The sequence below is a fragment of the Streptomyces griseoviridis genome, assembly GCF_005222485.1.
Lineage (GTDB): Bacteria > Actinomycetota > Actinomycetes > Streptomycetales > Streptomycetaceae > Streptomyces > Streptomyces hintoniae.
The window spans coordinates 1857640-1881407 of the sequence record NZ_CP029078.1 but is presented as its reverse complement, the minus strand read 5'-3'; the positions used below and the strand labels follow the sequence as shown (position 1 = coordinate 1881407).

General features: G+C 72.8%; 24 protein-coding genes. 16 read left to right on the top strand and 8 right to left on the bottom strand.

Annotated features, from left to right (window positions below):
• Positions 1–74: 74 nt before the first annotated feature.
• Positions 75–620, top strand: coding sequence for an NUDIX hydrolase (locus tag DDJ31_RS07415; RefSeq protein ID WP_127181088.1), 546 nt, complete (start codon positions 75–77; stop codon positions 618–620).
• Positions 621–653: 33 nt separating this feature from the next.
• On the opposite strand, the gene DDJ31_RS07410 is transcribed toward DDJ31_RS07415, so the two are convergent.
• Positions 654–911 carry a hypothetical protein gene (locus tag DDJ31_RS07410; RefSeq protein WP_127181089.1) on the bottom strand — a complete coding sequence of 86 codons (258 nt, stop codon included), beginning with the start codon at positions 909–911 and terminating at the stop codon, positions 654–656.
• A gap of 193 nt (positions 912–1104) precedes the next feature.
• Positions 1105–1980, bottom strand: coding sequence for a 3-hydroxybutyryl-CoA dehydrogenase (locus DDJ31_RS07405; RefSeq protein WP_127181090.1), 876 nt, complete (start codon positions 1978–1980; stop codon positions 1105–1107).
• A gap of 168 nt (positions 1981–2148) precedes the next feature.
• Here DDJ31_RS07405 and DDJ31_RS07400 point away from each other — a divergent pair, with 168 nt between their 5' ends.
• Positions 2149–3384, top strand: coding sequence for a glycoside hydrolase family 10 protein (locus DDJ31_RS07400; protein WP_171480783.1), 1236 nt, complete (start codon positions 2149–2151; stop codon positions 3382–3384).
• A gap of 3 nt (positions 3385–3387) precedes the next feature.
• Here the strand turns inward: DDJ31_RS07400 and DDJ31_RS07395 are convergent, their stop codons facing one another.
• Together DDJ31_RS07395 and DDJ31_RS07390 are read right to left on the bottom strand one after the other, a co-directional pair.
• The gene (locus DDJ31_RS07395; protein WP_127181092.1) at positions 3388–3573 is read right to left on the bottom strand and encodes a DUF1918 domain-containing protein; all 186 of its coding nucleotides are present in this window, start codon (positions 3571–3573) and stop codon (positions 3388–3390) included.
• A gap of 59 nt (positions 3574–3632) precedes the next feature.
• Positions 3633–4550, bottom strand: coding sequence for a DMT family transporter (locus DDJ31_RS07390; protein WP_127181093.1), 918 nt, complete (start codon positions 4548–4550; stop codon positions 3633–3635).
• Here DDJ31_RS07390 and DDJ31_RS07385 point away from each other — a divergent pair.
• The 3 genes from DDJ31_RS07385 (at position 4549) to DDJ31_RS07375 (ending at position 7160) form a co-directional block, all read left to right on the top strand.
• Entirely contained in the window at positions 4549–6027 is a 1479-nt protein-coding gene (locus DDJ31_RS07385; RefSeq protein WP_127181094.1) for a PLP-dependent aminotransferase family protein, read from the top strand. The genes DDJ31_RS07390 and DDJ31_RS07385 overlap by 2 nt on opposite strands.
• Entirely contained in the window at positions 6024–6470 is a 447-nt protein-coding gene (locus DDJ31_RS07380) for a GNAT family N-acetyltransferase (RefSeq protein ID WP_127181095.1), read from the top strand. Before DDJ31_RS07385 ends, DDJ31_RS07380 begins: the two co-directional genes overlap by 4 nt.
• A 96-nt stretch (positions 6471–6566) precedes the next feature.
• Positions 6567–7160 (top strand): histidine phosphatase family protein, encoded by a 594-nt coding sequence (locus DDJ31_RS07375; protein WP_127181096.1) that lies wholly within the window; start codon positions 6567–6569, stop codon positions 7158–7160.
• Between the two features lie 175 nt (positions 7161–7335).
• On the opposite strand, the gene DDJ31_RS07370 is transcribed toward DDJ31_RS07375, so the two are convergent.
• Positions 7336–7839 carry a DUF6314 family protein gene (locus DDJ31_RS07370; RefSeq protein ID WP_127181097.1) on the bottom strand — a complete coding sequence of 168 codons (504 nt, stop codon included), beginning with the start codon at positions 7837–7839 and terminating at the stop codon, positions 7336–7338.
• Between the two features lie 376 nt (positions 7840–8215).
• On the opposite strand from DDJ31_RS07370, the gene DDJ31_RS07365 reads away from it, so the two are divergent.
• From DDJ31_RS07365 to DDJ31_RS07355, 3 genes are read left to right on the top strand one after another with little or no spacing between them, the layout of a single operon-like run.
• Positions 8216–11047, top strand: a complete 2832-nt coding sequence (locus DDJ31_RS07365; protein ID WP_127181098.1) for a YfhO family protein — start codon at positions 8216–8218, stop codon at positions 11045–11047.
• 34 nt (positions 11048–11081) lie between these two features.
• Positions 11082–12041, top strand: coding sequence for a glycosyltransferase family 2 protein (locus DDJ31_RS07360; protein ID WP_127181099.1), 960 nt, complete (start codon positions 11082–11084; stop codon positions 12039–12041).
• The gene (locus DDJ31_RS07355; protein WP_240678258.1) at positions 12041–12403 is read left to right on the top strand and encodes a GtrA family protein; all 363 of its coding nucleotides are present in this window, start codon (positions 12041–12043) and stop codon (positions 12401–12403) included. Before DDJ31_RS07360 ends, DDJ31_RS07355 begins: the two co-directional genes overlap by 1 nt.
• On the opposite strand, the gene DDJ31_RS07350 is transcribed toward DDJ31_RS07355, so the two are convergent.
• Positions 12393–12920 carry an AAA family ATPase gene (locus tag DDJ31_RS07350; protein WP_127181100.1) on the bottom strand — a complete coding sequence of 176 codons (528 nt, stop codon included), beginning with the start codon at positions 12918–12920 and terminating at the stop codon, positions 12393–12395. The two genes, DDJ31_RS07355 and DDJ31_RS07350, sit on opposite strands and share 11 nt — an antisense overlap.
• Positions 12921–13113: 193 nt before the next feature.
• Here DDJ31_RS07350 and DDJ31_RS07345 point away from each other — a divergent pair, with 193 nt between their 5' ends.
• The 8 genes from DDJ31_RS07345 to DDJ31_RS07310 all read left to right on the top strand — a co-directional run bounded on the left by DDJ31_RS07345 (position 13114) and on the right by DDJ31_RS07310 (position 21932).
• The gene (locus tag DDJ31_RS07345; protein WP_127181101.1) at positions 13114–13725 is read left to right on the top strand and encodes a TetR/AcrR family transcriptional regulator; all 612 of its coding nucleotides are present in this window, start codon (positions 13114–13116) and stop codon (positions 13723–13725) included.
• 188 nt (positions 13726–13913) lie between these two features.
• Positions 13914–16118 (top strand): MMPL family transporter, encoded by a 2205-nt coding sequence (locus tag DDJ31_RS07340; protein WP_127181102.1) that lies wholly within the window; start codon positions 13914–13916, stop codon positions 16116–16118.
• Between the two features lie 69 nt (positions 16119–16187).
• A complete protein-coding gene (locus tag DDJ31_RS07335; protein ID WP_127181103.1) occupies positions 16188–16877 on the top strand; it encodes a response regulator transcription factor in 690 nt (229 codons plus the stop codon).
• Between the two features lie 99 nt (positions 16878–16976).
• A complete protein-coding gene (gene argC / locus DDJ31_RS07330; protein ID WP_127181104.1) occupies positions 16977–18005 on the top strand; it encodes an N-acetyl-gamma-glutamyl-phosphate reductase in 1029 nt (342 codons plus the stop codon).
• An 85-nt stretch (positions 18006–18090) separates the two neighbouring features.
• Positions 18091–19242: a bifunctional glutamate N-acetyltransferase/amino-acid acetyltransferase ArgJ gene (argJ, locus tag DDJ31_RS07325; protein ID WP_127181105.1), complete on the top strand. Its 1152-nt coding sequence runs from the start codon at positions 18091–18093 to the stop codon at positions 19240–19242.
• Entirely contained in the window at positions 19239–20144 is a 906-nt protein-coding gene (gene argB / locus DDJ31_RS07320; RefSeq protein ID WP_127181106.1) for an acetylglutamate kinase, read from the top strand. Before argJ ends, argB begins: the two co-directional genes overlap by 4 nt.
• Positions 20141–21373, top strand: coding sequence for an acetylornithine transaminase (locus DDJ31_RS07315; RefSeq protein WP_171480782.1), 1233 nt, complete (start codon positions 20141–20143; stop codon positions 21371–21373). Before argB ends, DDJ31_RS07315 begins: the two co-directional genes overlap by 4 nt.
• A 19-nt stretch (positions 21374–21392) precedes the next feature.
• Positions 21393–21932 carry an arginine repressor gene (locus DDJ31_RS07310; RefSeq protein WP_127181107.1) on the top strand — a complete coding sequence of 180 codons (540 nt, stop codon included), beginning with the start codon at positions 21393–21395 and terminating at the stop codon, positions 21930–21932.
• Between the two features lie 234 nt (positions 21933–22166).
• On the opposite strand, the gene DDJ31_RS07305 is transcribed toward DDJ31_RS07310, so the two are convergent.
• Together DDJ31_RS07305 and DDJ31_RS07300 are read right to left on the bottom strand one after the other, a co-directional pair.
• Positions 22167–22904 carry an FAD:protein FMN transferase gene (locus DDJ31_RS07305; RefSeq protein ID WP_127182913.1) on the bottom strand — a complete coding sequence of 246 codons (738 nt, stop codon included), beginning with the start codon at positions 22902–22904 and terminating at the stop codon, positions 22167–22169.
• A gap of 55 nt (positions 22905–22959) precedes the next feature.
• Positions 22960–23748: an FMN-binding protein gene (locus DDJ31_RS07300; RefSeq protein WP_127181108.1), complete on the bottom strand. Its 789-nt coding sequence runs from the start codon at positions 23746–23748 to the stop codon at positions 22960–22962.
• Between the last annotated feature and the right edge of the window lie 20 nt (positions 23749–23768).

Below are 23768 nucleotides of genomic sequence, written 5' to 3'. Positions count from 1 at the left end.
GGCTCCTCGTGCGCCTGCTGCGTTCTCGTTCCTGCTGCGATATTGCCACTTACTCGGCGGAAGGTGGCAGAACCGTGCAGTGGACGAAAGAGAACGAACAAACTGTGTACTCAAACCGCTGGTTCAGGGTCAATCTCGCGGACGTCGCACTCCCTGACGGCCGGCACCTGGACCACTTCGTCATCCGGCTGCGGCCCGTCGCCGTGGCCACGGTGGTCAACCAGGCCAACGAGGTCCTCCTCCTCTGGCGCCACCGATTCATCACCGACAGCTGGGGGTGGGAACTCGCGGCAGGCGTCGTCGAGGACGGCGAGGACATCGCGTACGCGGCGGCCAGGGAACTGGAGGAGGAGACCGGCTGGCGGCCGGGACCCCTGCGCCACCTGATGAGCGTGGAGCCGTCCAACGGGCTCACCGACGCCCGGCACCACATCTACTGGGCCGACGAGGGCGAGTACATCGGGCACCCGGTGGACGACTTCGAATCGGACCGTCGGGAGTGGGTCCCGCTCAAGCTGGTCCCCGACATGATCGTCCGCGGCGAGGTCCCGGCCGCCAACATGGCGGCGGCACTGTTGCTCCTGCACCATCTCAGGCTCGGACAGGACACCGTGTCCTGACCCCCCGCAGCCCTCCCACCGGGTCCTGGCGCCTCAGCGGCCCAGGGCCTGCCAGACCGTCACGACGAGCGCGCCCAACGACGTCAGCGCCGCGACCGCGGGCAGCGGCCAGCGGGCGTGCTCCAGTGCGCCGATCCTGGCCGTCAGATCGTCGATCTCCTTGTCGCTCTCCTCCGTACGGTGGTTGAGCAACGCCAGTCCGCCCTCGACGCGCGCGTACGCGACATCGAGGCGGCGCCGTAACTCTGCGAGTTCTCCATGGACCACGGGATGCTCGGGTTCGGCGGTCACGGGTCCACTCCTTTCCGTAGTCGTCACACATCCCTTGCATGCGCATGATGAGTCAACTCGCCTGGTGGGCGCGTGGGGAGCGTGTGTGACGGGCATATGCGAGCCCGGCGCGCACACGGCGTGTGAATACGACGGGCCCGGCACCTGAACCAGGTGCCGGGCCCGTGGGGTGACGCAGGGTGGCCGGAAACCGTCAGCCGTAGCTGTAGAAGCCCGAGTTGGTCTTCCGCCCGAGCCGGCCCGCGTCCACCATCCGCTGCAGCAGCGGGGGAGCGGCGTACAGCGGCTCCTTGTACTCCTCGTACATCGAGTGCGCGATCGACACGATGGTGTCGAGACCGATCAGGTCGGCGAGCTTGAGCGGGCCCATCGGGTGCGCGCAGCCCAGCTCCATGCCGTTGTCGATGTCGTCGCGCCCGGCGATGCCCGACTCGAACATCCGGATCGCGGAGAGCAGGTACGGCACGAGCAGCGCGTTGACCACGAACCCCGAGCGGTCCTGGGCGCGGATCGCGTGTTTGCCGAGCAGCTTCTCGGCGAACAGCTGCGCCCGGCCGATCGTGCCCTCGGAGGTGGTGAGCGCCGGGATCAGCTCGACGAGCTTCTGCACGGGCGCCGGGTTGAAGAAGTGGATGCCGATGACCTGGTCGGGGCGCGAGGTGGCGACCGCGAGCTTCACCAGCGGGATCGACGACGTGTTGGAGGCGAGGATCGCGTCCGGGCGGGTCACCACCTGGTCGAGGACCTGGAAGATCTCCGTCTTCACCTGCTCGTTCTCGACGACCGCCTCGATCACCAGGTCCCGGTCGGCGAACTCGCCGAGGTCGGTGGTGAAGCTGAGCCTGGCCAGGGTCTCGTCCCGCTCCGCCGCGCTGATCTTGCCCCGCTCGGCCGCCTTGGCCAGCGAGTTGAGCAGCCGGGTGCGGCCGATCTCCAGGGCCTCGCCGGTCGTCTCGGCGACCCGCACATGCAGCCCTGACCGGGCGCACACCTCGGCGATGCCCGCTCCCATCTGGCCGCAGCCGACCACGCCGACGCGCCCGATGTCTCCCGCCGGGATGTCCGTCACATCGTCCCTTTCGCTGATTCCACCGGTGCGGCAGGGCCGCTCGCGCGACACCTGCTCCGATCGTGCACGTTACTCCCAAGTATCGATGATCGATCGCCTGGGTCGGGCATGCTGGGCCCGGAAGCGGTCCGTGACGGGCGGAACCGCACGGTTCCTGGGGGTGTGCAGATGGGGCGAGTGACCCGTAGGGCGTTCACCGCGGCCGCGCTGTCGACGCTCGCGTTCACGCCGGACGCGACGGCGGGCGGCAGCGGCCCGCGCGGCCACCGGCGCGCCACCGGCGAGATGCGCGGGATGTGGGTGGCGACCGTGGCCAACCGGGACTGGCCCTCCAGGGCCGGTCTCACGGCGGCCCAGCAGCGCTCGGAACTGCTCGCGCTGCTCGACAGGGCGGTCCGTGACCGGCTCAACACCGTGATCTTCCAGGTGCGTCCGACGGCCGACGCGCTCTGGCCCTCGCCGTACGAGCCCTGGTCGCAGTACCTCACCGGCACCCAGGGCAAGGACCCGGGCTGGGACCCGCTGGGGACGGCGGTGAGGGAGGCGCACGCGCGTGGCCTGGAACTGCACGCCTGGTTCAACCCGTACCGGATCGCCAACCACACCGACCCGGGCCGGCTGGTCGCCTCGCACCCCGCGCGCAAGCACCCCGACTGGGTGGTCGCCTACGGCGGCAAGCTCTACTACAACCCCGGGCTGCCGAAGGTCCGCGCGTTCGTGCAGGACGCCATGATGGACGCGGTGCGCCGCTACCCGGTCGACGCCGTCCACTTCGACGACTACTTCTACCCGTACCCGGTGGCGGGACAGACCTTCGACGACGACGCCGCCTACGACCGCCACGGCGCCGGCTTCCCCAACCGGGCGGCCTGGCGGCGGGACAACATCGACCGGCTGGTGCGCGAGACGGCGGCCAGGATCGAACGGACCCGGCCGGGCACCGACTTCGGCGTCAGCCCGTTCGCGGTGTGGCGCAACGCGACGACGGACCCGCGGGGTTCGGACACCGCGGCGGGCGTCCAGACCTACGACGACCTCGCCGCCGACACCCGCACCTGGGTCAAGAAGGGCTGGATCGGCTACGTCGTCCCGCAGATCTACTGGAACATCGGCTTCCAGGCCGCGGACTACGCCAAGCTCCTCGACTGGTGGGCCGAGGTCGCGTCGGGTTCGACGACCCGCCTCTACATCGGCGAGGCGCTCTACAAGGCGGGCGACCCCGCCCAGCCCGACGCCTGGCAGGACCCGGCGGAACTCTCCCGCCACCTCACCCTGGCGAAGAAGTACCCGCAGGCACGCGGGCACGTCTACTTCGCCGCGAAGGACGTCGCGGCGGACCCGACGGGCGCGATGGCCCGCGTGGTCGCCGACCACTACCGACGACCGGCGCGGGCACCGCGCTGACGGCTAGTCGGGGTGGCGGACCTCGGTGTCGGGCCCGGGGGAACAGAGGTGTTCGTGGCCGTCCGCGAAACGGACCCGGTACGGCGGGTCGCCGCGCGGGCCCAGCACCTCGATGATCTCGCCGACCCGGTCCGCCTGGCCGACCACCCGGCCGTGCTGGACGAGCCGGTCGCCCACGATCGCATGCATCTCGGGGCCTCCTCACGAGTGCGGGAGCACCCCCAGTCTACGGCGGCCCGGCCCGCGGGTCAGCTCCGCGCCCGCTGGGTGACGGCGATGCAGACCAGGACCGCCACGGCGGTCAGCGGGGCCGCCACCGGCAGGTGCTCGCCGAGCAGCAGCACCGACCACACCAGGGTCAGCAGCGGCTGGGCCAGTTGGAGCTGGCTCGCCCTGGGGATGCCGATCGTGGCCATGCCCCGGTACCAGACGACCAGGCCGAGGAACTGCGAGACGGCCGCCACCCACACCAGACCGACCACCCCGTGCGCGGTCACCCGCACCGGCTCGTACGCCAGCGCGACGGCCCCGCCGGCCACCGCGAGCGGCAGGCACAGCACCAGCGCCCACCCGATGACGTGCCAGCCCGGCATCACCCGGGCCAGCCGGCCGCCCTCGGTGTATCCGGCCGCGCAGACCAGCAGCGCCCCGAAGAGGTAGAGGTCGGCGCCGGTCACCGCGCCGCCGCTCTGCTGCACGGTGAAGGCGATCACCGCGGCGGCGCCGGTGACGGCCGCCGCCCAGAAGGCGCGGGACGGCCGGGTGCCCACCCGCAGGGCGGAGCAGACGGCGGTGGTCAGCGGCAGCAGCCCCACCACGACGGCCGCGTGGGCGGTGGTCGAAGTGCCGAGGGCGAGTGTGGTGAGCAGCGGGAAACCGACGACGACGCCGGCGGCCACCACCAGCAGCCCCGGCCGGTGCGCCCGCGCCGGGAGCGGCACCCGCAGCGCCAGCAGGCAGCCGCCCGCGATCAGCGCGGCCAGCACACAGCGCAGCGCGACCAGCGTCCAGGGGCCGAAGCTCTCCAGACCCCAGGCGGTGGCGGGGAAGGTGAGGGAGAAGGTGACGACGCCCAGGGCGGCCAGCGCGGTGCCCGTCGCGGGTGTCGGGAGCGGGCTGGTCACCGCTATCGCGGTCGGCGCAGTAGCGCTACTCTCTGTACTCATGTACGAGAGTAGCAGTGTGGGTGAACTGGCGAATCAGCTGCGAAAGGAGCTGGACCGCTACTCGCCGGGTGGAAAGCTGCCGTCGAGTCGCGCTCTCGTCGAGCGGTTCAGGGTCAGCCCGGTCACCGTCTCCCGGGCCCTCGCCCAGCTCGCCGCCGAGGGGCTCGTCGTCACCCGGCCGGGCGCCGGGGCGTTCCGCGCCGAGCCGCCCGCCGCCCGCGCCGCCAACGGCGACACCTCATGGCAGGAGGTCGCCCTCAGTGCCGACGGCGCCGACCTCGTCCCGCGCACCGTGGACGCCTCCGGGGTGCTGGCCTCCCTGGCCGCGCCACCGCCGGGCGTCGTCGAGTTCAACGGCGGCTATCTGCACCCGTCGTTGCAGCCGGAGCGGGCGATGGCCGCGGCCCTGGCCAGGGCGGGCCGCAGGCCGGGCGCCTGGGGGCGCCCGCCGGTCGAGGGGCTGCCCGAGCTGCGGGAGTGGTTCGCGCGGGACATCGGCGGCGCCGTCACCGCGGCCGAGGTGCTGGTCACCGCGGGCGGCCAGTCCGCGCTCACCACCGCGCTGCGCGCCCTCGCCCCGCCCGGCGCCCCGGTCCTGGTCGAATCGCCCACCTACCCCGGCATGCTGGCCATCGCCCGCTCCGCCGGACTGCGCCCGGTGCCCGTCCCGGTCGACACGGACGGCGTCCGCCCCGCCCTGCTCGCCGACGCCTTCCGCGCCACCGGCGCCCGGGTCCTGGTCTGCCAGCCCCTCTTCCAGAACCCGACCGGCGCCGTCCTCGCCCCCGGGCGCCGCCCCGAGGTGCTGCGGATCGCCCGCGCGGCCGGCGCCTTCGTCATCGAGGACGACGTCGTGCGACGCCTCGTCCACGAGGACGCGGGGCCGCTGCCGAGCCCGCTCGCCGCCGACGACCCGGACGGCGTCGTCGTCCACGTCGGCTCCCTCACCAAGGCCACCTCGGCCAGCTTCCGGGTGTGCGCGCTCACCGCCAGGGGCCCGGTCCTCGAACGGCTGCGCGCCATCCAGGTCGTCGACACCTTCTTCGTCCCCCGGCCGCTCCAGGAGGCCGCGCTCGAACTCGTCGGATCGCCCGCCTGGCCCCGCCATCTGCGGTCCATCGCCGCCGAGTTGAAGACCCGCCGCGACACCCTGACCGCAGCCCTGCGGCTGCACCTGCCCGAACTCGCCCTGCCGCACGTCCCCTCGGGCGGCTACCACCTGTGGCTGCGGCTGCCCGACGGCACCGACGAGACGGCCCTCGCCTCGGCGGCGCTGCGCGCGGGCGTCGCCCTCACCCCGGGCCGCCCCTACTTCAGCGCCGAACCCCCCGCCCCGCACCTGAGGTTGAGCTTCGCCGGGGTCGCGGGACCCGCGGAGATCACCGAAGGCGTACGGCGGCTGGGCGCCGCCTGGGCGGAGGTGCGCGGCGAAAACCGTTCGACGTCCACCGGCCGGGATGGCAGCCTCCCGGCATGAACGACACCCCGAGCCTGCCCGACGGCTACCTGCTCTCCACCGACCCCGCCCGCGTCGACGCGGAACGCGTCCACCAGTGGCTGTCCACCGACGCCTACTGGGCGCTCGGCCGCCCCCGCGAGAAGCAGGACAAGGCGATCGAGTCCTCCCTCAACTTCAGCGTGTACGAGGAGAGTTCGGGACAGCAGGTGGCGTACGCGCGGGTCGTCACCGACTTCGCGACGTTCGCCTGGCTCTGCGACGTCTACGTGGACCGCGCCGTCCGCGGCAAGGGCCTCGGCACCGCGCTCGTCGTCGCCGTGCGCGAACACCTGCGCCCCTACGGGCCACGGCGGCTGGTGCTCGCCACCGCCGACGCCCACGGCGTCTACGAGAAGGCCGGATTCGCCGGGCTCAACGCGCCCGAGCGGTGGATGGCGCTGCTGTTCCAGCCGGAACCCTGAGCCGGTCCCTGACCGCGACGTGAGCCCGCCGCCACCCTCGGTCACCCCCCGGCTGCCCCTCTTGACCCGCCCTCCCTCCCGGCTCACCATCGCCGCATGCCTCTTCGGGTCACGTTCGTCGCCGCGGCGCGCAGTTCCTCGCTGCGCGCGGAGCGCTTCGAGGACGACCGTCCGCTGGACCAGGCGGGATGGAACGAGGTGCTGGGCGCGTCCCCCGCGCTGCTGCCGCTCGCCGCGGCCGAACTGCGCTACTGCGCGCCCACCCCGCGCAGCCGCGCCACCGGCGACGCCCTCGGCTACGCACCCCTGGTCCAACTCGCCCTCCGCGACTGCGACATGGGCCGCTGGCGGGGGCTGACTCTGGGCGAGGCGATGGCCCGCGAGCCGTCGGCGGTGGACGCCTGGCTCGCCGACCCGCGGGGCGCCCCGCACGGCGGGGAGTCGCTGCTCGCGTTCATCGCCCGGGTCGGCGGCTGGCTCGACACCCGCCCGGTCGACGACAGCGGCCTGATCGTCGCCGTCGCCGAACCGGCGGTGATCCGCGCGGCCCTGGTGTACGCCCTCAGGGTGCCCCTGTCGACGTACTGGAGCCTCGACGTGCGCCCGCTGTCGGCGGTCGCGCTCATCGGCAGCGGCGGACGCTGGAACCTGCGCTTCGAAGGGGTGCGGGCGCAGCCGTCGGGGGTTTAGCGGGGGCGGGGGCGCGGCTCTCGCGGGGCGCGGGGGCGGGCGGGGTGCGGCCCAGGCGGGCGCGGGCGCGGGCGCGGGCAAGGTGCGCGGCCCCCGCGGGTGCGGCCGTCGCCCGGCCCATGAGGATGGCCCGTGGGGATGACCCGCGGGGATGGTCCGTGGGGCTGGCCCGTGTTCAGCTCTCGCGGGTGTAGTCCGTGGTCAGCAGCAGGTCCTTGGCGGGGCCGCCGACCCGCCACACGGTGCGCCAGTGGTCCGCGTCCGGCACGGTGAACTCGCCCCGGTAGAGGTCCGCCGCGCACGGGTGGCCCGCCGTGTGCCGGCCGGTGCGCAGATCCAGGTCGTGGAAGGGGCGTCCGTCGGCGAAGCGCACGTCGGCGGTGCCGGGATCGGCGCCGGGCAGGAAGCGCAGGGTCCGCTCGGCGGGCCGGGCCACCCCGAGCCAGGTGAACGTGCCCCGCTCCTCGTGCAGCAGGCCGTGGCCAGGTGATCCGGCGCCCTGCGGCCCGCTGTCCCGTGGACCGCCGTCCCGAGCGCCGCCGTCCGGCAGGTCGCCGAAGACGGTGACGCCCTCGAACCGGCCGTCCGTGCCGTTGGTGAGGTCCCGCACCTCCCGCCGGACGCGCCAACTCCCGCGCAGAAACCCCAACACGTCGGCCACCGGCCAGAACTCGCCCATGCCCCGACCCTACGTCGTCCCCGACCCCCAGCCCATTGACGCGCGCATGACCGGTCCCTGGCCGCCGCGCCGGACGCCGTCCACAGCGAGACGGCCACCGCCGTCGCCCCGGTCACTCCACCGCCAAGGGCGTCACCGACCGGTTCACGTACGCCTTCCCCGCCGACCCGGTCGCCTTCCCGCGGATCAGACACCGACGGAATTCACTTCTCGACAACACCCAGGGAATTCCCTGTTTCCTGATTGTTCACCCGCACTTTCCCTTGAGATCAAAGCCCCCGCCATCCGTATTGATGATTACCTGCGGAAGGGCAACCCTTTGGAAAGTCGGACCGTCTAACTCCGCGAATCAATGATCTTCGGGGAGTAATAAGGAATGGAACGCCCGACCCTGCGCAAAGCCGTTTCGCGCGGCCCTTCACGGCCGGGCCAGGCCGCGGCGCTCCTCGCCTCGCTGCTCACCGCCGCTCTGTTCTGCGCCGCCGACGCCGTCGCCCGCTGCTATCCGTTCGGACCGCGCACCCGCAGCGTCAACGACCTCGGCAACCAGTACGTGCCGTTCCACGCCCACCTCTGGGACCTGCTGCACGGCCGCGCCGACGGCAACCTGCTCATCAACTGGCGGTCCGGCTACGGCTCCAGCTTCCTGCCCGACCTCGGCACCTACCTCTCCAGCCCGTTCGCGCTCCTCGTCGCCCTCTTCCCGCGCGACGAGATCGACCTCGCCGTGTACGTGATCACCGGGCTCAAGACCGCCTGCGCGGGCGCGGCCATGGCGTGGCTGCTGCTCGCCCTGCGCCCCGGACGCTGGTGGGCCGCCGGGCTGCTCGGCACCTCGTACGCGCTGTGCGGCTGGAGCGTCGCCGTCGCCTCCTACAACCCGATGTGGCTCGACGGACTCCTCGCGCTGCCGCTGTTCTGCCTGGTCGGCGAGTGGACCCTGGCCGGGCGGCGCCCGCTCCTCGGCGTGCTCGTCGTCGCGCTCGGCTGGATCGCCAACTTCTACACCGCCTACATGGCCACCCTCGCCGCCGGACTCCTCCTGCTGCTGCGGCTCGCCCTCGGCGACCTTGCCCCGAGGCGCCGGGTGGCCGTCGCGGGGCGCGCGGCCGGGACCGTCGCCCTGGGCGTCGGACTCGCCGCGCCCCTGGTGACCGTCGTCTGGGCCGGCACCCGGCACGCCTACCCCGGCCGCGTCGTCGACTTCGCCCCGGTGCCCGCGCGGGACCTGCTCGCGCGGCTGCTGCCGACGACGTACACCTTCGCGAGCCCCGCCCTGTACGTCGGCACCGCCGCGCTCCTGCTCGCCCTCGCCCTGCCCTTCGACCGCCGCGTCCCGCGCCGGATCAGAACCGGCTGGACGGCGCTCGCCGTCGCCGTCGCGCTCTCCCTCCAGTGGGGGCCGACCCATCTGCTCTGGCACGCCTTCGCCACCCCGCAGGGCAGCGCCTACCGGCAGGCGTTCGTGCTCTGCGCGCTCCTCGTCATGGCCGCCTGGCAGACGCTCTCCCACGGACCGCCCGACGCGCGGGCGCTGGCCGCGGCGACCGGACTGCTCGCCGTGATCACCGCGGTGGCGAGCCGCAGCGTCGTCGTGCACCCGGTGATGTGGCTGGTCCTGCCGCTGGCCGTGACCGGCGCACTCGGGGGCCTGATCCTCCTCGGCCGAGCCGAACGAGCCGGGCCCGCCGAGCGATTTGAACCAGCCGAACGAGCCGAACGAGCTGGACCCGCCGAGCGATCCGAACCAGCCGAACCAGCCGGACGAGCCGGACCCGCCGGACGATCCGAAGCAGCCGGACGATCCGAGCGAGCCGAACTCGGCGACGCCACACGAAGGTTCAGCCGCCTCAGCCGCCTCAGTCGCCCCGGCCGCCCCTCCGGCCGGCCCGTGCGGGTGGCCCGCCGTCCGCGTCGCGCGCCGCTCGTCCCGCTCGCCGTCGTCCTGCTGTTCGGCGGGCAGTTCGGGGAGACGGTGGCCACCTCCGCCGTCGCGTCCCGGCTCAGGCTCGGGAACATGGACGACTACGCGCCCTGGGGCGCCAGGCAGCGGGCCCAGGCCGACGCCATCGCCCGCGTGGACGACTGGCCCGCCCACCGCACCGAACCCGGGCGTGAACAGACCGTCGGCAACGACCCGTTGCTCGTCGGCGGCCAGGGCGCCCAGTACTACAGCAGCCTCACCTCGGACGTCCTCAGCCGCACCCTCACCGCCCTCGGCGACGGCTGGACCTCCCGGGGCCGCAGCGTCCAGAGCCTGGACAACGACGTCACCGACGCGCTGTTCTCCGTCGGCGCCCGCGTGCACTCACCGCCCGACCCGCACCAGAGCCGGTCCGCCCCGCCGGGCGGCGCCCCGACCGTGACCCGCGCCCAGGTACCGCCGTTGGTGACGGTCCGCCCGCCAGGCACCGACACCCGGTCGGGCTTCGGCCCCTCCCCGTACCGCAACCAGGAACTCCTGCTCGGCACCCGCGTCTACACCGTGCCCCGCGTCACCGTCCGCGCCGCCGACGGCACGCCCGTCCGCCGGTTCGTCGGCGTGCCCGCCGAGGGCACCGCGAGCGGAGTGAGGGTCACCGCCCGCTGCCGGGCCGGCACCGAGGTCTACCTCTGGGCCCCGCACTACTCGGGCACCGCGCGCCTGGACGGCGGCCCCGAGGCATGGTTCAGGACGGACGCCCGGGTCACCAAGATCGCCGCGATGCGGCCGCTGGGCACGGTCCCCGCCTCCGGGCGCGTCCGCATCGTCCTCACCCCCGACCTGCGCGGCCGGATCCCGGACGGCGCCGTCGGCTGCCTCGACACCGCACGCCTGCGCGGCGCCGTCCAGCGGCTGACGGCCACCGGCGCCACCCGCGTCCACGTCTCCGGCGCCACCGTCGAGGCCAGTCTGCCGCCCGGCAGCGCCGGGACCGCCGTCGTCGCGGCGCCGCGCATCGCGGGGTGGCGGTGCGCGGCCGGCGCCGGGCCCGTCGTGGCGGCCGGGGGATTCCACGGCCTGATCGCCGTCCCGCTCGACGGCTCCGCGACCACCGTCCGCTGCGTGTTCCGGCCGCCAGGACTGCGGCTGGGCTCAGCCATCGGCGCGACCGCGCTCCTCGTCACGCTCCTGACCTGCGCGTTCACCGTCCTACGGGGTCGGCGCGCGGCCCGCACGCCCCTCCCGTCGACCACCACCACCGCGCCCGACCGCGTGGGCGCATGACCGGCGCTCCGCGAACCCGCCCCTGGGGGAAACCATGCTCCTCTCGATCGTCGCACCCTGCTTCAACGAGGAAGACGTCCTCGACCGCTTCCACGAACGGCTCCAGAGGCTCGCGGAGGAACTCCTTCCGCTCGGCCACGACCTGGAGTTCGTCTACGTCGACGACGGCAGCCGCGACCGGACGCTCGCCGTGCTGGAACGCCTCGCCGCCCTCGACGCACGGGTGCGCTACCTCTCCTTCAGCCGCAACTTCGGCAAGGAGGCCGCCCTGCTCGCCGGCCTGCGACACGCCTCGGGGGACTCCGTCGTCGTCATGGACGCGGACCTCCAGCACCCGCCGGACCTGGTGAAACGCATGGTCGAGCTGCGCGGCCAGGGCTACGACCAGGTGATCGCGCGACGCACCAGGACCGGCGACGGCATGGCCCGCACGCTGGCGGCCCGCCTCTACTACCGGCTGGTCAACCGGCTCACCGACGTCGAACTCGTCGACGGCGTCGGCGACTTCCGGATGATGTCCCGGCGGGTGGTGGACGCGGTGCTGGCCCTCACCGAGTACAACCGCTTCTCCAAGGGCCTGTTCGCCTGGGTCGGTTTCCCCGCCACCACCTTCACCTACGAGAACGCGGCCCGCGAGGGCGGCCGCAGCTCCTGGACCTTCCGCGGCCTGCTCAACTACGGCCTGGACGGCGTGCTGTCCTTCAACAACCGGCCGCTGCGCGCCGCCCTCTACCTCGGGATGGGGCTGCTGCTGTGCGCGGGCGTCTACACCGGGTGGATCGTGGTCGCCGCGCTCGTCAACGGCGTCCAGACGCCCGGCTACGTCACGATCGTCACCGCCGTCACGGGCCTCGCCGGGGTGCAGATGGTGATGCTCGGGGTGATCGGGGAGTACACCGGGCGCATCTACTACGAGGTGAAGGGGCGCCCGCACTTCCTGGTGAAGGCGAGCAATGTGCACCGCGCCGACCGGGCGAAGGACCTCATTCCCTGATGTCCCGGCAAATGTTTGTCTTCGCCCTGATCGGCGTATTGAACACGGCGACCTATTACGGGCCCTACCTGGTGCTCCTGGCCTGGTTCCCGTATCTCGTCGCGCATATTCTGGCCACTCTGCTGAGCATGACGGGATCCTTTTTCCTGAACGCGCGGTTCACCTATCGGATCCGTCCCACCTGGCGGAAATTCCTGCTGTTCCCGCTGTCGAACGCGGCGAATCTCGTGGTCACGACGGCGGGCGTGTACGTCCTCGTCGACCTCGCGCACGTCGGCAGCGGGTACGCCCCGCTGATCGCGTCTCTGGCGGCGATCCCGGTGACGTTCCTGGTCTCCCGCCGGATCATGGTCACGGCGTGACGGCGACGGACTCCGCGATCCGCCGGGCGGCCTCGGCGGGCGTCAGGCGGGTGGTGTCGACGACCTCGGCCGCTGTGTGCAGCCAGGTGCGGGCCGCCTCCGCGTAGGGCTCCAGATACCGCAGCCGGAAGTCGGACGGGCCCATGACCAGGTCCCCGTCGATGCGTCCGCGCAGGGTGTCCTGGTCGGCGTGCAGGACGAAGTGCCGTACCGGGATGCCATGGTGGGCGAGGCCCGCGCTGATCTCCCGCCAGTGCGGCTCGACCAGCACGGTCATCGGCATCACCAGGGTGCCGCCGGTGTAGTCGAGGACGTGCCGCGCGGTCTCGACGACGAGCGGCCGCCACGGCGGCCAGTCCTGGAAGTTGCCCGTCCAGGGCAGCGACGGCGCGATGTCCATGAGCGTCTCGCCGACCTTCTCGGCGTCGAGGACCCGGGACCCGGGGATCAACTCCCGTACCAGCGCGCTGGTCGTCGTCTTGCCGACGCCATGCGTTCCGTTGAGCCACACGATCATGGGGCCAGGTTAGCCGGGGCCGTGCGACCGGCCGGTCGGGCGGCCCACGGCCGGGGCGGGGCCGCAGGGCCGGAGACAGGCTCCTGCGATCGAAAACCCTCGTTTCGAAAACGCCAGTTTCGAAAACTTGATTTTCGCTTCAGTGGGTGGCTACAGTTCTGGTGTCGACTACGGACCTGACCGGGGAGCAGCCATGACCGAGGCACCTGTGGCGTCGCGCCGCCGCAAGCTCACCGCGGAGCGGGAGCGGGAGCTGCTGCTGGTGACGGCTCAGCTCGTCGGTGAGGTCGGGTACGAGCAGGTGACCATGGCCGCGGTCGCGCAGCGGGCGAAGTGCAGCACGGCGACGCTCTACCGGCAGTGGGAGAGCAAGCCGCGCCTGGTGATCTCGGCGTGGAAGGCCCTCACCACGGATACCAGGAAGGACCTGTCCAGCATCGACACCGGGACGCTGCGCGGCGACCTGATGGAGGCCGCGCGGTACCTGGTGGCCGACGATCCGGCCAGGGGCACCTTCACCTCGATGCCGGCCGCCATCGTCCAGGACGAGGGCCTCATGGAGGTCGTCCGCGAGATGCTGATCCACCCGATCCTGCGCGATCTGGCCCAGCTGTGCGAACGCGCGGTGGCCAGGGGAGAGATCGAAGCCGGAAACCCGGTCATCGACCTGGCGGACCAGATCCTCCTCGGCCCCTGGCTCGCGCAGAACATCCTCCACGGGACCCCGGCGACCCAGGAACTGATGGAGACCGTGGTCGAGTTGGTGCTCCTGCCGGCTCTCACCGCGCGGCCCGCCACCGCCTGACCCGACGACCCCGGCCCCTACCGCCTTCCGGCCGCGCCCACCGGCGCGTCCGGCGACCCCGCACGTCCTGACGACGGCCCGACGCCGCTCGTTCCCTTCCCGTACGCCCTCTTCGGGCCCGGTCCGCCATCGGCCGGGCTCAGGGCACCGCACGTCCGAAAACACCATCGATCCGGAGCGTCTCCCTCATGGCCACCTTCCTCCACAAGATCGGCGGGGCCGCGTTCGAGCGGCGCTGGCTGGTCGTCCTTCTCTGGGCGCTCGTCCTGGGCGCCGTGGGCATCGGCGCCTCCGCCGGCTCGGGTCCCGCCAGTTCGAGCATCACCCTGCCCGGCACGGAGGCCCAGCGCGCCTTCGACCTGCTGGGGGAGAAGTTCCCGGCGGCCAACGCCGAAGGAGCCACCGCCCGCGTCGTGCTGCGCGCACCCGACGGCGAGAAGATAACCGCCTCGGGGAACAAGGCGGCCCTCGAAGCGACCCTGGCCGGGATCAAGGACTCCTCGGCCCGTGTCGGGCAGGTCAGCGACCCCTTCGCCGCGAAGGCGGTCAGCGCGGACGGCACCACCGCCTACGCCCAGGTCACCTACACCGCATCCGACTCCGACCTCACCGACGGCGACCACACCGGCCTCGACAAGGCCCTGGAGTCCGGTCGCGACCAGGGGCTGACGGTGGAGGCATCCGGCAGCGCGCTGGCCGCCCCCGAGGAGAGCCACACGGCCGAGGCCATCGGCTTCGCCCTGGCCGCCGTCATCCTTCTCCTCACCTTCGGCTCCCTCGTCGCCGCCGGACTGCCCCTGCTCACCGCGCTGCTCGGAGTGGGCGTGAGCATGGCCGCCATCACGGCGCTCAGCGGCCCGCTCGACCTCAACAGCAACGCCTCGGCCCTCGCCACGATGCTGGGCATCGCGGTCGGCATCGACTACGCCCTGTTCATCGTCTCCCGCTACCGCTCCGAACGCGCGGACGGCCACGACGCCCGCGAGGCCGCCGCCCGCGCCAACGGCACCGCCGGTTCCGCCGTCGTCTTCGCCGGACTGACCGTCGTCATCGCCCTCGCGGGGCTCGCGGTGGTGAACCTGCCCATCCTGACCGCGATGGGACTCGCCGCCGCCGGAGCCGTCGTCGTCGCCGTCCTCGTCGCCACGACGCTGGTCCCCGCCCTCCTCGGCTTCGCGGGTGAGCGCGTCCGCGGCCGGAAACGTCAGAAGCCCGCCTCCGTCAAGCCGGGTCTGGGGCAGCGCTGGATCTCCCACGTCCTGCGCAAGCCCGCCCAGATGCTGCTGCTGGCGGTGGTCGCTCTCGGCGTGGTCGCCCTCCCGGCCACCCAGCTCGAACTCGGGCTGCCCGACGACGGTTCCAAGGCCGCCTCGTCCACCCAGCGCAAGGCCTACGACATGCTGTCCGAGTCCTTCGGACCCGGCTTCAACGGGCCCCTCACCGTGACCGTCGACGACCGGGACCCGGCCGCCGCCCGCAGCGGCGCCGAGAAGCTGGGCACGTCCCTCGCCGATCTCCGGGACGTGGCCGCCGTCACCCCGGCCGTCTTCAACGAGAGCGGCGACACCGCGATCATCACCGTCGTCCCCCGGAGCGCCCCGGGCAGCGACGCCACCAAGAACCTCGTCGCCGACATCCGCGGTCTCACCGGTGAACTGCGGTCCGACACCGGTACCCGCTCCCTCGTGACCGGCACCACGGCCCTCAACATCGACATCTCCGACAAGTTCAGCGCGGCGATCGTGCCCTATCTGGCCCTCGTCGTCGGCCTGGCCGTCCTCGTGCTGATCCTCGTCTTCCGGTCGATCCTGGTCCCCGTCAAGGCGGCCCTCGGTTTCCTGCTCTCCGTGCTGGCCTCCCTCGGCGCCCTCGTCGCCGTCTTCCAGTGGGGGTGGCTGAAGGACCTCATCGGCCTGGAGCAGACCGGCCCCGTCATGAGCCTGATGCCGGTCCTGATGGTCGGCATCGTGTTCGGCCTCGCCATGGACTACCAGGTCTTCCTGGTCACCCGGATGCGCGAGGCGTACGTCCACGGAGCCGACGCCCGCACCGCGATCGAGGTCGGCTTCAGGCAGAGCTCCACCGTCGTCACCGCCGCGGCCCTCATCATGATCAGCGTCTTCGCCGGCTTCGTCGGCTCCCAGGAAGCCATGATCAAGTCGCTCGGGTTCGGCCTCGCCGTCGCCGTCGCCTTCGACGCGTTCGTCGTCCGCATGACGATCGTGCCGGCCGCCCTCGCCCTCCTCGGCAAGCGCGCCTGGGCCCTGCCCGCCTGGATCGACCGCGTCCTGCCCCACGTCGACATCGAGGGCGAGAAGCTCGCGGGGCGCACCCCCGCCGCTCCCGCCGTCCGCGAACCCAGCTACGCGGGACCCGCGGACCGCGACCACTGACCACCACCGTCCCACGGGCCCGCGGCCGCCACGGCACCGCGGGCCCGCCCCTGTCCGAAGGACACGCCGATGCACCGAGTGCTCCTCGCGGGCGGCCCGGCCCTCGTCCGGGACGCCTGCGCACGCGTCATCGGCGCGTCCCCCGCCTTCGCCCTCCCGGCCCAGACGGCGACCCTCGCCGACGCCCTGACCGCGCCGGTCCCCCGCGACCTTCTGCTGGTCGACGCCGGGGAACTCGTCCGGGGCCCGTCCGCCGCGGTCCGGACACGGCTGCGGCGCGCCGCCGCGTGCACCAGGGTCGCCGTGCTCGGGCAGGTCCCCGCGGCCGAACTGCCCCTCCTCGCGGGGGCCGGGGTGACCGGCGTGCTCGGCCCCTACCTCGAACCCGACGCCTTCCTCGCCGCGCTGGACGTCGTCCTCGCCGGCGCCATGGTCATCTCGCCCGCGCCCACTCCGGCGCCCCAGGCCGCCGCCTCCCGCGGGGCGCTGACGCCACTGACCCGGCGCGAACGCGAGGTGCTCGCCCTCATCGCCACGCAGCCCGACAACACCGCCATCGCCCGAGCGCTCGACGTGCGTCCGCTGACCGTCAAGTCGCACATCAACCGGATCATGCACAAGCTGGAGGTGTCCAGCAGGGCCCAACTCGTCGTGGTCGCCTACGAGAGCCGCCTGATCGTTCCGGGCGCCCCGGGCCTCGCCGGGGCGACGGGCGACGCACGTTCCGGACGGGCCGGGCGCCCCGGGGGATCCTGCTGAGGGCTGAGGGCTGAGGGCTGAGGGCTGAGGCCGGGCGCGGACCGAGGATTGCATAAACCTGCGGCTCTACGTATAGTCATGCCATCTAGAGGAGGCGACATGACGGTACGTGCGGCGGTGGCCGGGGCGAGCGGGTACGCGGGAGGCGAACTCCTGCGGCTGCTCCTCGCGCACCCCGAGGTCGAGATCGGGGCCCTGACCGGCAACTCCAACGCCGGACAGCGGCTCGGCGCGCTCCAGCCGCACCTGCTTCCGCTGGCCGGGCGGGTGCTGGCCGAGACCACCCCCGAGGTCCTCGCCGGACACGACGTCGTCTTCCTCGCGCTGCCGCACGGCCAGTCCGCTGCCGTCGCCGAGCAGCTCGGACCCGATGTCCTCGTCGTCGACATGGGCGCCGACTTCCGGCTGCGCGACGCGGCCGACTGGGAACGCTTCTACGGCTCCCCGCACGCCGGGACCTGGCCCTACGGGCTGCCCGAACTGCCCGGCGCGCGCGCCGAGTTGGCCGGGTCCAAGCGCATCGCGGTGCCCGGCTGCTACCCGACCGCCGCGACCCTCGCGCTGCTGCCCGCGTACAGCGCGGGGCTCGCCGAGGCGGACGCCGTGATCGTCGCGGCGTCCGGCACCTCGGGCGCGGGCAAGGCGCCCAAGCCGCACCTGCTGGGCAGCGAGGTCATGGGCTCCATGTCGCCGTACGGCGTCGGCGGCGGCCACCGGCACACCCCCGAGATGATCCAGAACCTCGGCGGGGTCGCGGGCGAGCCCGTCACCGTCTCCTTCACCCCGACCCTCGCGCCGATGCCCCGCGGCATCCTCGCCACCTGCAGCGCCAAGGCCCGCCCCGGCGTCACCGGCGACTCCCTGCGCGCCGCCTACGAGAAGGCGTACGCCGAGGAACCGTTTGTGCACCTGCTGCCCGAGGGGCAGTGGCCCGCCACGGCGTCCGTCCACGGTTCCAACGCCGTTCAGGTGCAGGTCGCCCTGGACGAGGCCGCGGGCCGCATCATCGCGATCAGCGCCATCGACAACCTGACCAAGGGCACCGCGGGCGGTGCCGTCCAGAGCATGAACCTGGCCCTGGGACTCGACGAGTCGACCGGGCTCTCCACCATCGGGGTCGCGCCGTGAGCGACACGCGCGCGGCCGGCCGGCCGCAGCCGACGACGGCCGCGGCACCGCGCCCCGCGGGCCACGAAGCGAACGAGGAGACGCAGTGAGCGTGACGGCAGCCAAGGGCTTCCGGGCGGCGGGGATCGCCGCCGGGATCAAGCAGAACGGCAACCCTGACCTGGCCCTCGTGGTCAACGACGGCCCGCGCCGCGCCGCCGCGGGCGTCTTCACCTCCAACCGCGTGAAGGCCGCCCCGGTGCTCTGGTCCGAGCAGGTCATCGGCAGCGGCCAGGTCTCCGCGGTCGTCCTCAACTCCGGTGGCGCCAACGCCTGTACGGGTCCCAAGGGCTTCCAGGACACCCACGCCACCGCCGAGCGGGCCGGCGAGGTCCTCGGGCGCGGCGCCATCGAGATCGCCGTCTGCTCCACCGGCCTGATCGGTGTGCTGCTGCCGATGGACAAGCTCCTGCCGGGCGTCGAGACGGCCGCGGGAGCGCTCTCCGAGCACGGCGGCGAGAAGGCCGCCATCGCCATCAAGACCACTGACACCGTCCACAAGACGTCCGTCGTCACCCGGGACGGCTGGACCGTCGGCGGCATGGCCAAGGGCGCGGGCATGCTCGCCCCCGGCCTCGCCACCATGCTGGTCGTCCTCACCACCGACGCCGTCGTGGACGGCGAGGCGCTCGACCGCGCGCTGCGGGCCGCCACCAAGGTCACCTTCGACCGCGTCGACTCCGACGGCTGCATGTCCACCAACGACACCGTGCTGCTGCTCGCCTCCGGCTCCTCCGGCACCACCCCGGCCGAGGCGGAGTTCGCCGACGCCGTGCGCGCCGTCTGCGACGACCTCGGGCAGCAGCTCATCCGGGACGCCGAGGGCGCGAGCAAGGACATCAGGATCGAGGTGGTGGGCGCCGCGACCGAGGACGACGCCGTCGAGGTGGGCCGCTCCATCGCCCGCAACAACCTCCTCAAGTGCGCCCTGCACGGCGAGGACCCCAACTGGGGCCGGGTCCTGTCCGCCATCGGCACCACCCGCGCCGCCTTCGAACCGGACCGTCTGAACGTCGCCATCAACGGCGTCTGGGTCTGCAAGAACGGCGGCGTCGGCGAGGACCGCGACAAGGTCGACATGCGCTACCGCGAGGTGCACATCGTCGCCGACCTCGCGGCCGGCACCGAGACGGCCACCATCTGGACCAACGACCTCACCGCCGACTACGTCCACGAGAACAGCGCGTACTCGTCATGAGCACCCGTAAGCACACCGCGCTGCCGAAGGCGCAGATCCTCATCGAGGCGCTGCCCTGGCTGACCCGGCACAACGGCCGTGTCGTCGTCATCAAGTTCGGCGGGAACGCCATGGTCGATGAGGAGTTGAAGGCCGCCTTCGCCCAGGACGTGGTCTTCCTGCGGCAGGCCGGGCTCAAGCCCGTCGTCGTGCACGGCGGCGGCCCGCAGATCAGCGCCGCCCTCGAACGGCACGGCATCGTCAGCGAGTTCAAGGCCGGGCTGCGGGTCACCACGGAGGACGCGATGGACGTCGTCCGGATGGTCCTCGCGGGCCAGGTGCAGCGCGAACTCGTCGGCCTGCTCAACCAACACGGCCCGCTGGCCGTCGGGTTGACCGGCGAGGACGCGCACACCATCAGCGCCGTCAAACACCGGCCCCTGATCGACGGCGAGTCGGTCGACATCGGGCGGGTCGGCGAGATCACCGCGATCGACACGGGCGCGATCGAGGCCCTGCTCGCCGACGGCCGCATCCCCGTCATCTCCTCCATCGCCCGCAGTCAGGACGACGGACATGTCTACAACGTCAATGCTGATACGGCGGCTGCGGCACTCGCTGCGGCACTGGGCGCCGAGACCCTCATGGTCCTCACCGACGTCGAGGGCCTCTACGAGGACTGGCCGCACTCCGACGAGGTGATCAGCCGCCTCACCGCGTCCCAACTGGAGCGGCTGCTGCCGGAGTTGTCGTCCGGCATGGTGCCGAAGATGGAGGGCTGCCTGCACGCCGTGCGCAACGGCGTCACCACCGCCCGGGTCATCGACGGCCGGGTCCAGCACTCGATCCTGCTGGAGATCTTCACGGATGAGGGCATCGGCACGATGGTCGTGCCCGACGATTCGCAGGGGGCGCACCGATGACCAGCACGACCAGCATGACGGGCACGAGCAGCACGACCGGTACCACCGGCAACGCCGAGCTGACCCAGCGGTGGCAGGGCGCGCTCATGAACAACTACGGCACCCCCCGGCTGCCCCTGGTCCGCGGCGCCGGCACACGGCTCTGGGACGCCGACGGCAAGGAGTACCTCGACTTCGTCGGCGGAATCGCCGTCAACGCCCTCGGCCACGCCCACCCGGCGATCGTCGAGGCCGTCACCCGGCAGATCGCCTCCCTCGGCCATGTCTCCAACCTCTTCATCGCCGAACCGCCCGTCGCCCTCGCCGAACGGCTCCTGGAACTCTTCGGCCGGGACGGCAAGGTCTACTTCTGCAACTCGGGCGGCGAGGCCAACGAAGGCGCCTTCAAGATCGGCCGGCGCACCGGGCGCAGCCACATGGTCGCCACCCACGGCGGCTTCCACGGCCGCACCATGGGCGCCCTCGCGCTCACCGGACAGCCCGCCAAGCAGCAGCCGTTCCTGCCGCTGCCCGGCGACGTCACGCACGTCCCGTACGGCGACGCGCAGGCGCTGGCCGCCGCCGTGACCGAGGAGACCGCGCTCGTCGTCATCGAGCCCGTCCAGGGCGAGAACGGCGTCGTCGTCCCGCCGCCCGGCTACCTCAAGGCGGCCCGCGCGATCACCGCCGCCACCGGGTCCCTCCTCGTCCTCGACGAGGTCCAGACCGGCGTCGGCCGCACCGGGCACTGGTTCGAGTACCAGGCCCACGAGGGCGTCCTGCCCGATGTCGTCACCCTCGCCAAGGGCCTCGGCGGCGGGCTGCCGCTGGGCGCCACCGTCGCCTTCGGGCGCGCCGCCGACCTGCTCGAACCCGGCCAGCACGGCACCACCTTCGGCGGCAACCCGGTCGCCTGCGCCGCCGGACTCGCCGTCCTCGACACCATCGCGAACGACGGACTGCTCGAGAACGTCAAGCGGCAGAGCGGCGCCCTGCGGGACGGGATCGAGGGCCTCGGCCACCCGAAGGTCGCTCATGTCAGGGGCGCGGGCCTGCTGCTGGGTATCGTGCTCACCGAGCCCCACGCGCCCCAGGTGCAACAGGCGGCTCAGGAGGTCGGATTCCTGGTGAACGCGCCCGCCCCCGACGTCGTCCGGCTGATGCCCCCGCTGAACCTCGGCGACGACGAGGTGGAGGCGTTTCTCCGGGCGCTGCCCGGCATCCTCGACACAGCGGACGCGGACGAATGAGCCGGAGAATGGGACGACGATGAGCCAGGCGCAGGACGACGCACAGCACGCGGGGCACGCCGTGCCGCAGACCCGCACCGCGAGGCACCGGCGGATCGTGGACATCCTCAACCGGCAACCGGTGCGCTCGCAGAGCCAGTTGGCGAAGCTGCTGGCCGACGACGGACTGAGCGTCACCCAGGCCACGCTCTCCCGCGACCTCGACGAACTGAACGCGGTGAAGATCCGCAACACCGACGGCGACCTCATCTACGCGGTGCCCAGCGAGGGCGGGTTCCGCACGCCGCGGGCGCCGCTGGGGGAGTCGGCCAAGGAGGAGCGGATGCGACGGCTGTCGCAGGAACTGCTCATCTCCGCGGAGGCGTCCGCCAACCTCGTCGTGCTGCGGACGCCGCCGGGGGCCGCGCAGTTCCTCGCCTCCGCCATCGACCAGGCGGAGCTGCACGACATCCTCGGGACGATCGCGGGCGACGACACGCTGATGCTGATCAGCCGGGAGGCTACCGGGGGGCAGGCGCTCGCGGAGCACATGCTGCGGTTGGCGGCGAACACCCACTGAGGGGCGCGGCCGTTCTTGGGGCGGCTGGGGTGGGGGGTGGTTGCTGGGGTGTGCCGGGTGCCGCGCCGTGGGGGCTTGTCGCGCAGTTCCTCGCGCCCCTTGGGCGGGTGGGCTCCCGGTGTTTGTGAGGGGCGGTCGGGATTCCTGTTCGGGTGCCGCGCTGTGGGGGCTTGTCGCGCAGTTCCCCGCGCCCCTTGGCCGGTGGGGCTCTCCGTGTTGAGAGGTTGAGGGGGCTCAGGTCAGGTGGTGGGGCAGGCCCTCTGTGCAGTGGATCTCGTCGGCTGTCGTGATCAGGAGGGCCTCCACGTTCGGGAGGGACTCCAGCCAGGTCAGGCTCGCTCGGGAGCCCATCGCGAAGGCCGCCGTCGCCCAGCAGTCCGCCCAGGTCAGGCTGGGGGCCACCACCGTCACCGCCACCAGGTCGGTGACCGCGGGGCGGCCGGTGCGCGGGTCCACGATGTGGTCGCCGCGCTCCGCCGTGCCGGACGTCGCGACCGACAGCTCGTCCGCGCCGGCCGCCGAGATCACCGCCGCCAGGCCCCCGGGGCGCAGCGGGTCGGAGACGCCGACCCGCCACGGGCGGCCCGTCCCCGGCGTGCCGAGCAGCTGGACGTCGCCGCCGCCGTTGACGTTCACGCCGGTCGCGCCCGCCGCCCGCAGCAGCCGCGCCGCCCGCTCGGCCGCCCAGCCCTTGACGATGCCCGTGGGATCGAGCGAGCCACGGTACGACGTGCTGAACCAGCCCTCGCTCACCCGCTCGGCCGCCGCGCCCAGCTCCAGCACCTCGGCGACCTCGGGATCGCACTCGGGGAGCGTCAGCTCACCGCGCGCGAGGCGCGAGAGCTGACTGTCGTCGCGGTAGGTGCTGAACATAACGTCCGCCCGGTGCAGCGCGGCGACCGCCGCCTCCAGCGCCGCACGCACCGCACCGGGCTCCCCGCCCCGGACGTCGAAGGAGAACACGGTCCCCATGACCTCCTCCGCGTGCCGTACCGCGGCGGGTGTCTCAGCCGGCTCGGCCGTCGTCTCAGCCACCGGCCTGGTCCAGCGCCGACTGGAGGGACTGCTTGTAGCCGGTGCTGGTGTAGGTGGCTCCGGAGACGGAGTCGATGTCGGCGCTGCCCCGGGTGACGGCGGACTGGTTGAGCCGGGGGACGGCGAGTTCGGTCTTCTGGCTGCTGGTGCCGCCGCTCGGTGCCTGGACCGCCTCGGCCTTGGTGATCTTCCCGCCGCTCACCGTGATCCTGACCTGCACGGGACCGTACTGGGTCTGCGCCGCCGCCCCGGTCACCGTCTTCGCCTGGGCGGCGCCCGAGCCGCTGTCGCCCGACCCCTGGGACGCGCCCGCGTCCGAGCCCCGCGCCGCCTTCATCTTGTCGATCGCCGACTGGAGGGACTGCTTGTAGCCGGTGCTGGTGTAGGTGGCTCCGGAGACGGAGTCGATGTCGGCGCTGCCCCGGGTGACGGCGGACTGGTTGAGCCGGGGGACGGCGAGTTCGGTCTTCTGGCTGCTGGTGCCGCCGCTCGGTGCCTGGACCGCCTCGGCCTTGGTGATCTTCCCGCCGCTGACCGTCAGACGGACCTGGACGGGCCCGTACTGGGTCTGGGCCGCGTCCCCGGTGACCGTGCTCCGGCCGGCCGCGGCGGCTCCGCCCTGCGGCGACTCCTGCGCCGCCGCGGTCTGCTGCGGCACCGCGCCCGCCGCCTGAGCGCCGCCCGGATCGGACGACGGCTTCAGCGACAGCAGCAGAACCACGGCGGAGACGGTGGCAGCGGTGGCCAGCACGACACGCCTGACGGGGTGACTCTTCCTCATCGGTTTCGAGCTCCTGGGGT

What these genes read in the sequence shown, in the direction of transcription:
- DDJ31_RS07400 (WP_171480783.1), top strand. Translation starts at nt 2,149, where the DNA reads ATGGGGCGAGTGACCCGTAGGGCGTTCACCGCGGCCGCGCTGTCGACG.
- DDJ31_RS07395 (WP_127181092.1), bottom strand. Translation starts at nt 3,573, where the DNA reads ATGCATGCGATCGTGGGCGACCGGCTCGTCCAGCACGGCCGGGTGGTC.
- DDJ31_RS07385 (WP_127181094.1), top strand. Translation starts at nt 4,549, where the DNA reads ATGTACGAGAGTAGCAGTGTGGGTGAACTGGCGAATCAGCTGCGAAAG.
- DDJ31_RS07390 (WP_127181093.1), bottom strand. Translation starts at nt 4,550, where the DNA reads ATGAGTACAGAGAGTAGCGCTACTGCGCCGACCGCGATAGCGGTGACC.
- DDJ31_RS07380 (WP_127181095.1), top strand. Translation starts at nt 6,024, where the DNA reads ATGAACGACACCCCGAGCCTGCCCGACGGCTACCTGCTCTCCACCGAC.
- DDJ31_RS07375 (WP_127181096.1), top strand. Translation starts at nt 6,567, where the DNA reads ATGCCTCTTCGGGTCACGTTCGTCGCCGCGGCGCGCAGTTCCTCGCTG.
- DDJ31_RS07370 (WP_127181097.1), bottom strand. Translation starts at nt 7,839, where the DNA reads ATGGGCGAGTTCTGGCCGGTGGCCGACGTGTTGGGGTTTCTGCGCGGG.
- DDJ31_RS07365 (WP_127181098.1), top strand. Translation starts at nt 8,216, where the DNA reads ATGGAACGCCCGACCCTGCGCAAAGCCGTTTCGCGCGGCCCTTCACGG.
- DDJ31_RS07360 (WP_127181099.1), top strand. Translation starts at nt 11,082, where the DNA reads ATGCTCCTCTCGATCGTCGCACCCTGCTTCAACGAGGAAGACGTCCTC.
- DDJ31_RS07355 (WP_240678258.1), top strand. Translation starts at nt 12,041, where the DNA reads ATGTCCCGGCAAATGTTTGTCTTCGCCCTGATCGGCGTATTGAACACG.
- DDJ31_RS07350 (WP_127181100.1), bottom strand. Translation starts at nt 12,920, where the DNA reads ATGATCGTGTGGCTCAACGGAACGCATGGCGTCGGCAAGACGACGACC.
- DDJ31_RS07345 (WP_127181101.1), top strand. Translation starts at nt 13,114, where the DNA reads ATGACCGAGGCACCTGTGGCGTCGCGCCGCCGCAAGCTCACCGCGGAG.
- DDJ31_RS07340 (WP_127181102.1), top strand. Translation starts at nt 13,914, where the DNA reads ATGGCCACCTTCCTCCACAAGATCGGCGGGGCCGCGTTCGAGCGGCGC.
- DDJ31_RS07335 (WP_127181103.1), top strand. Translation starts at nt 16,188, where the DNA reads ATGCACCGAGTGCTCCTCGCGGGCGGCCCGGCCCTCGTCCGGGACGCC.
- argC (WP_127181104.1), top strand. Translation starts at nt 16,977, where the DNA reads ATGACGGTACGTGCGGCGGTGGCCGGGGCGAGCGGGTACGCGGGAGGC.
- argB (WP_127181106.1), top strand. Translation starts at nt 19,239, where the DNA reads ATGAGCACCCGTAAGCACACCGCGCTGCCGAAGGCGCAGATCCTCATC.
- DDJ31_RS07315 (WP_171480782.1), top strand. Translation starts at nt 20,141, where the DNA reads ATGACCAGCACGACCAGCATGACGGGCACGAGCAGCACGACCGGTACC.
- DDJ31_RS07310 (WP_127181107.1), top strand. Translation starts at nt 21,393, where the DNA reads ATGAGCCAGGCGCAGGACGACGCACAGCACGCGGGGCACGCCGTGCCG.
- DDJ31_RS07305 (WP_127182913.1), bottom strand. Translation starts at nt 22,904, where the DNA reads ATGGGGACCGTGTTCTCCTTCGACGTCCGGGGCGGGGAGCCCGGTGCG.
- DDJ31_RS07300 (WP_127181108.1), bottom strand. Translation starts at nt 23,748, where the DNA reads ATGAGGAAGAGTCACCCCGTCAGGCGTGTCGTGCTGGCCACCGCTGCC.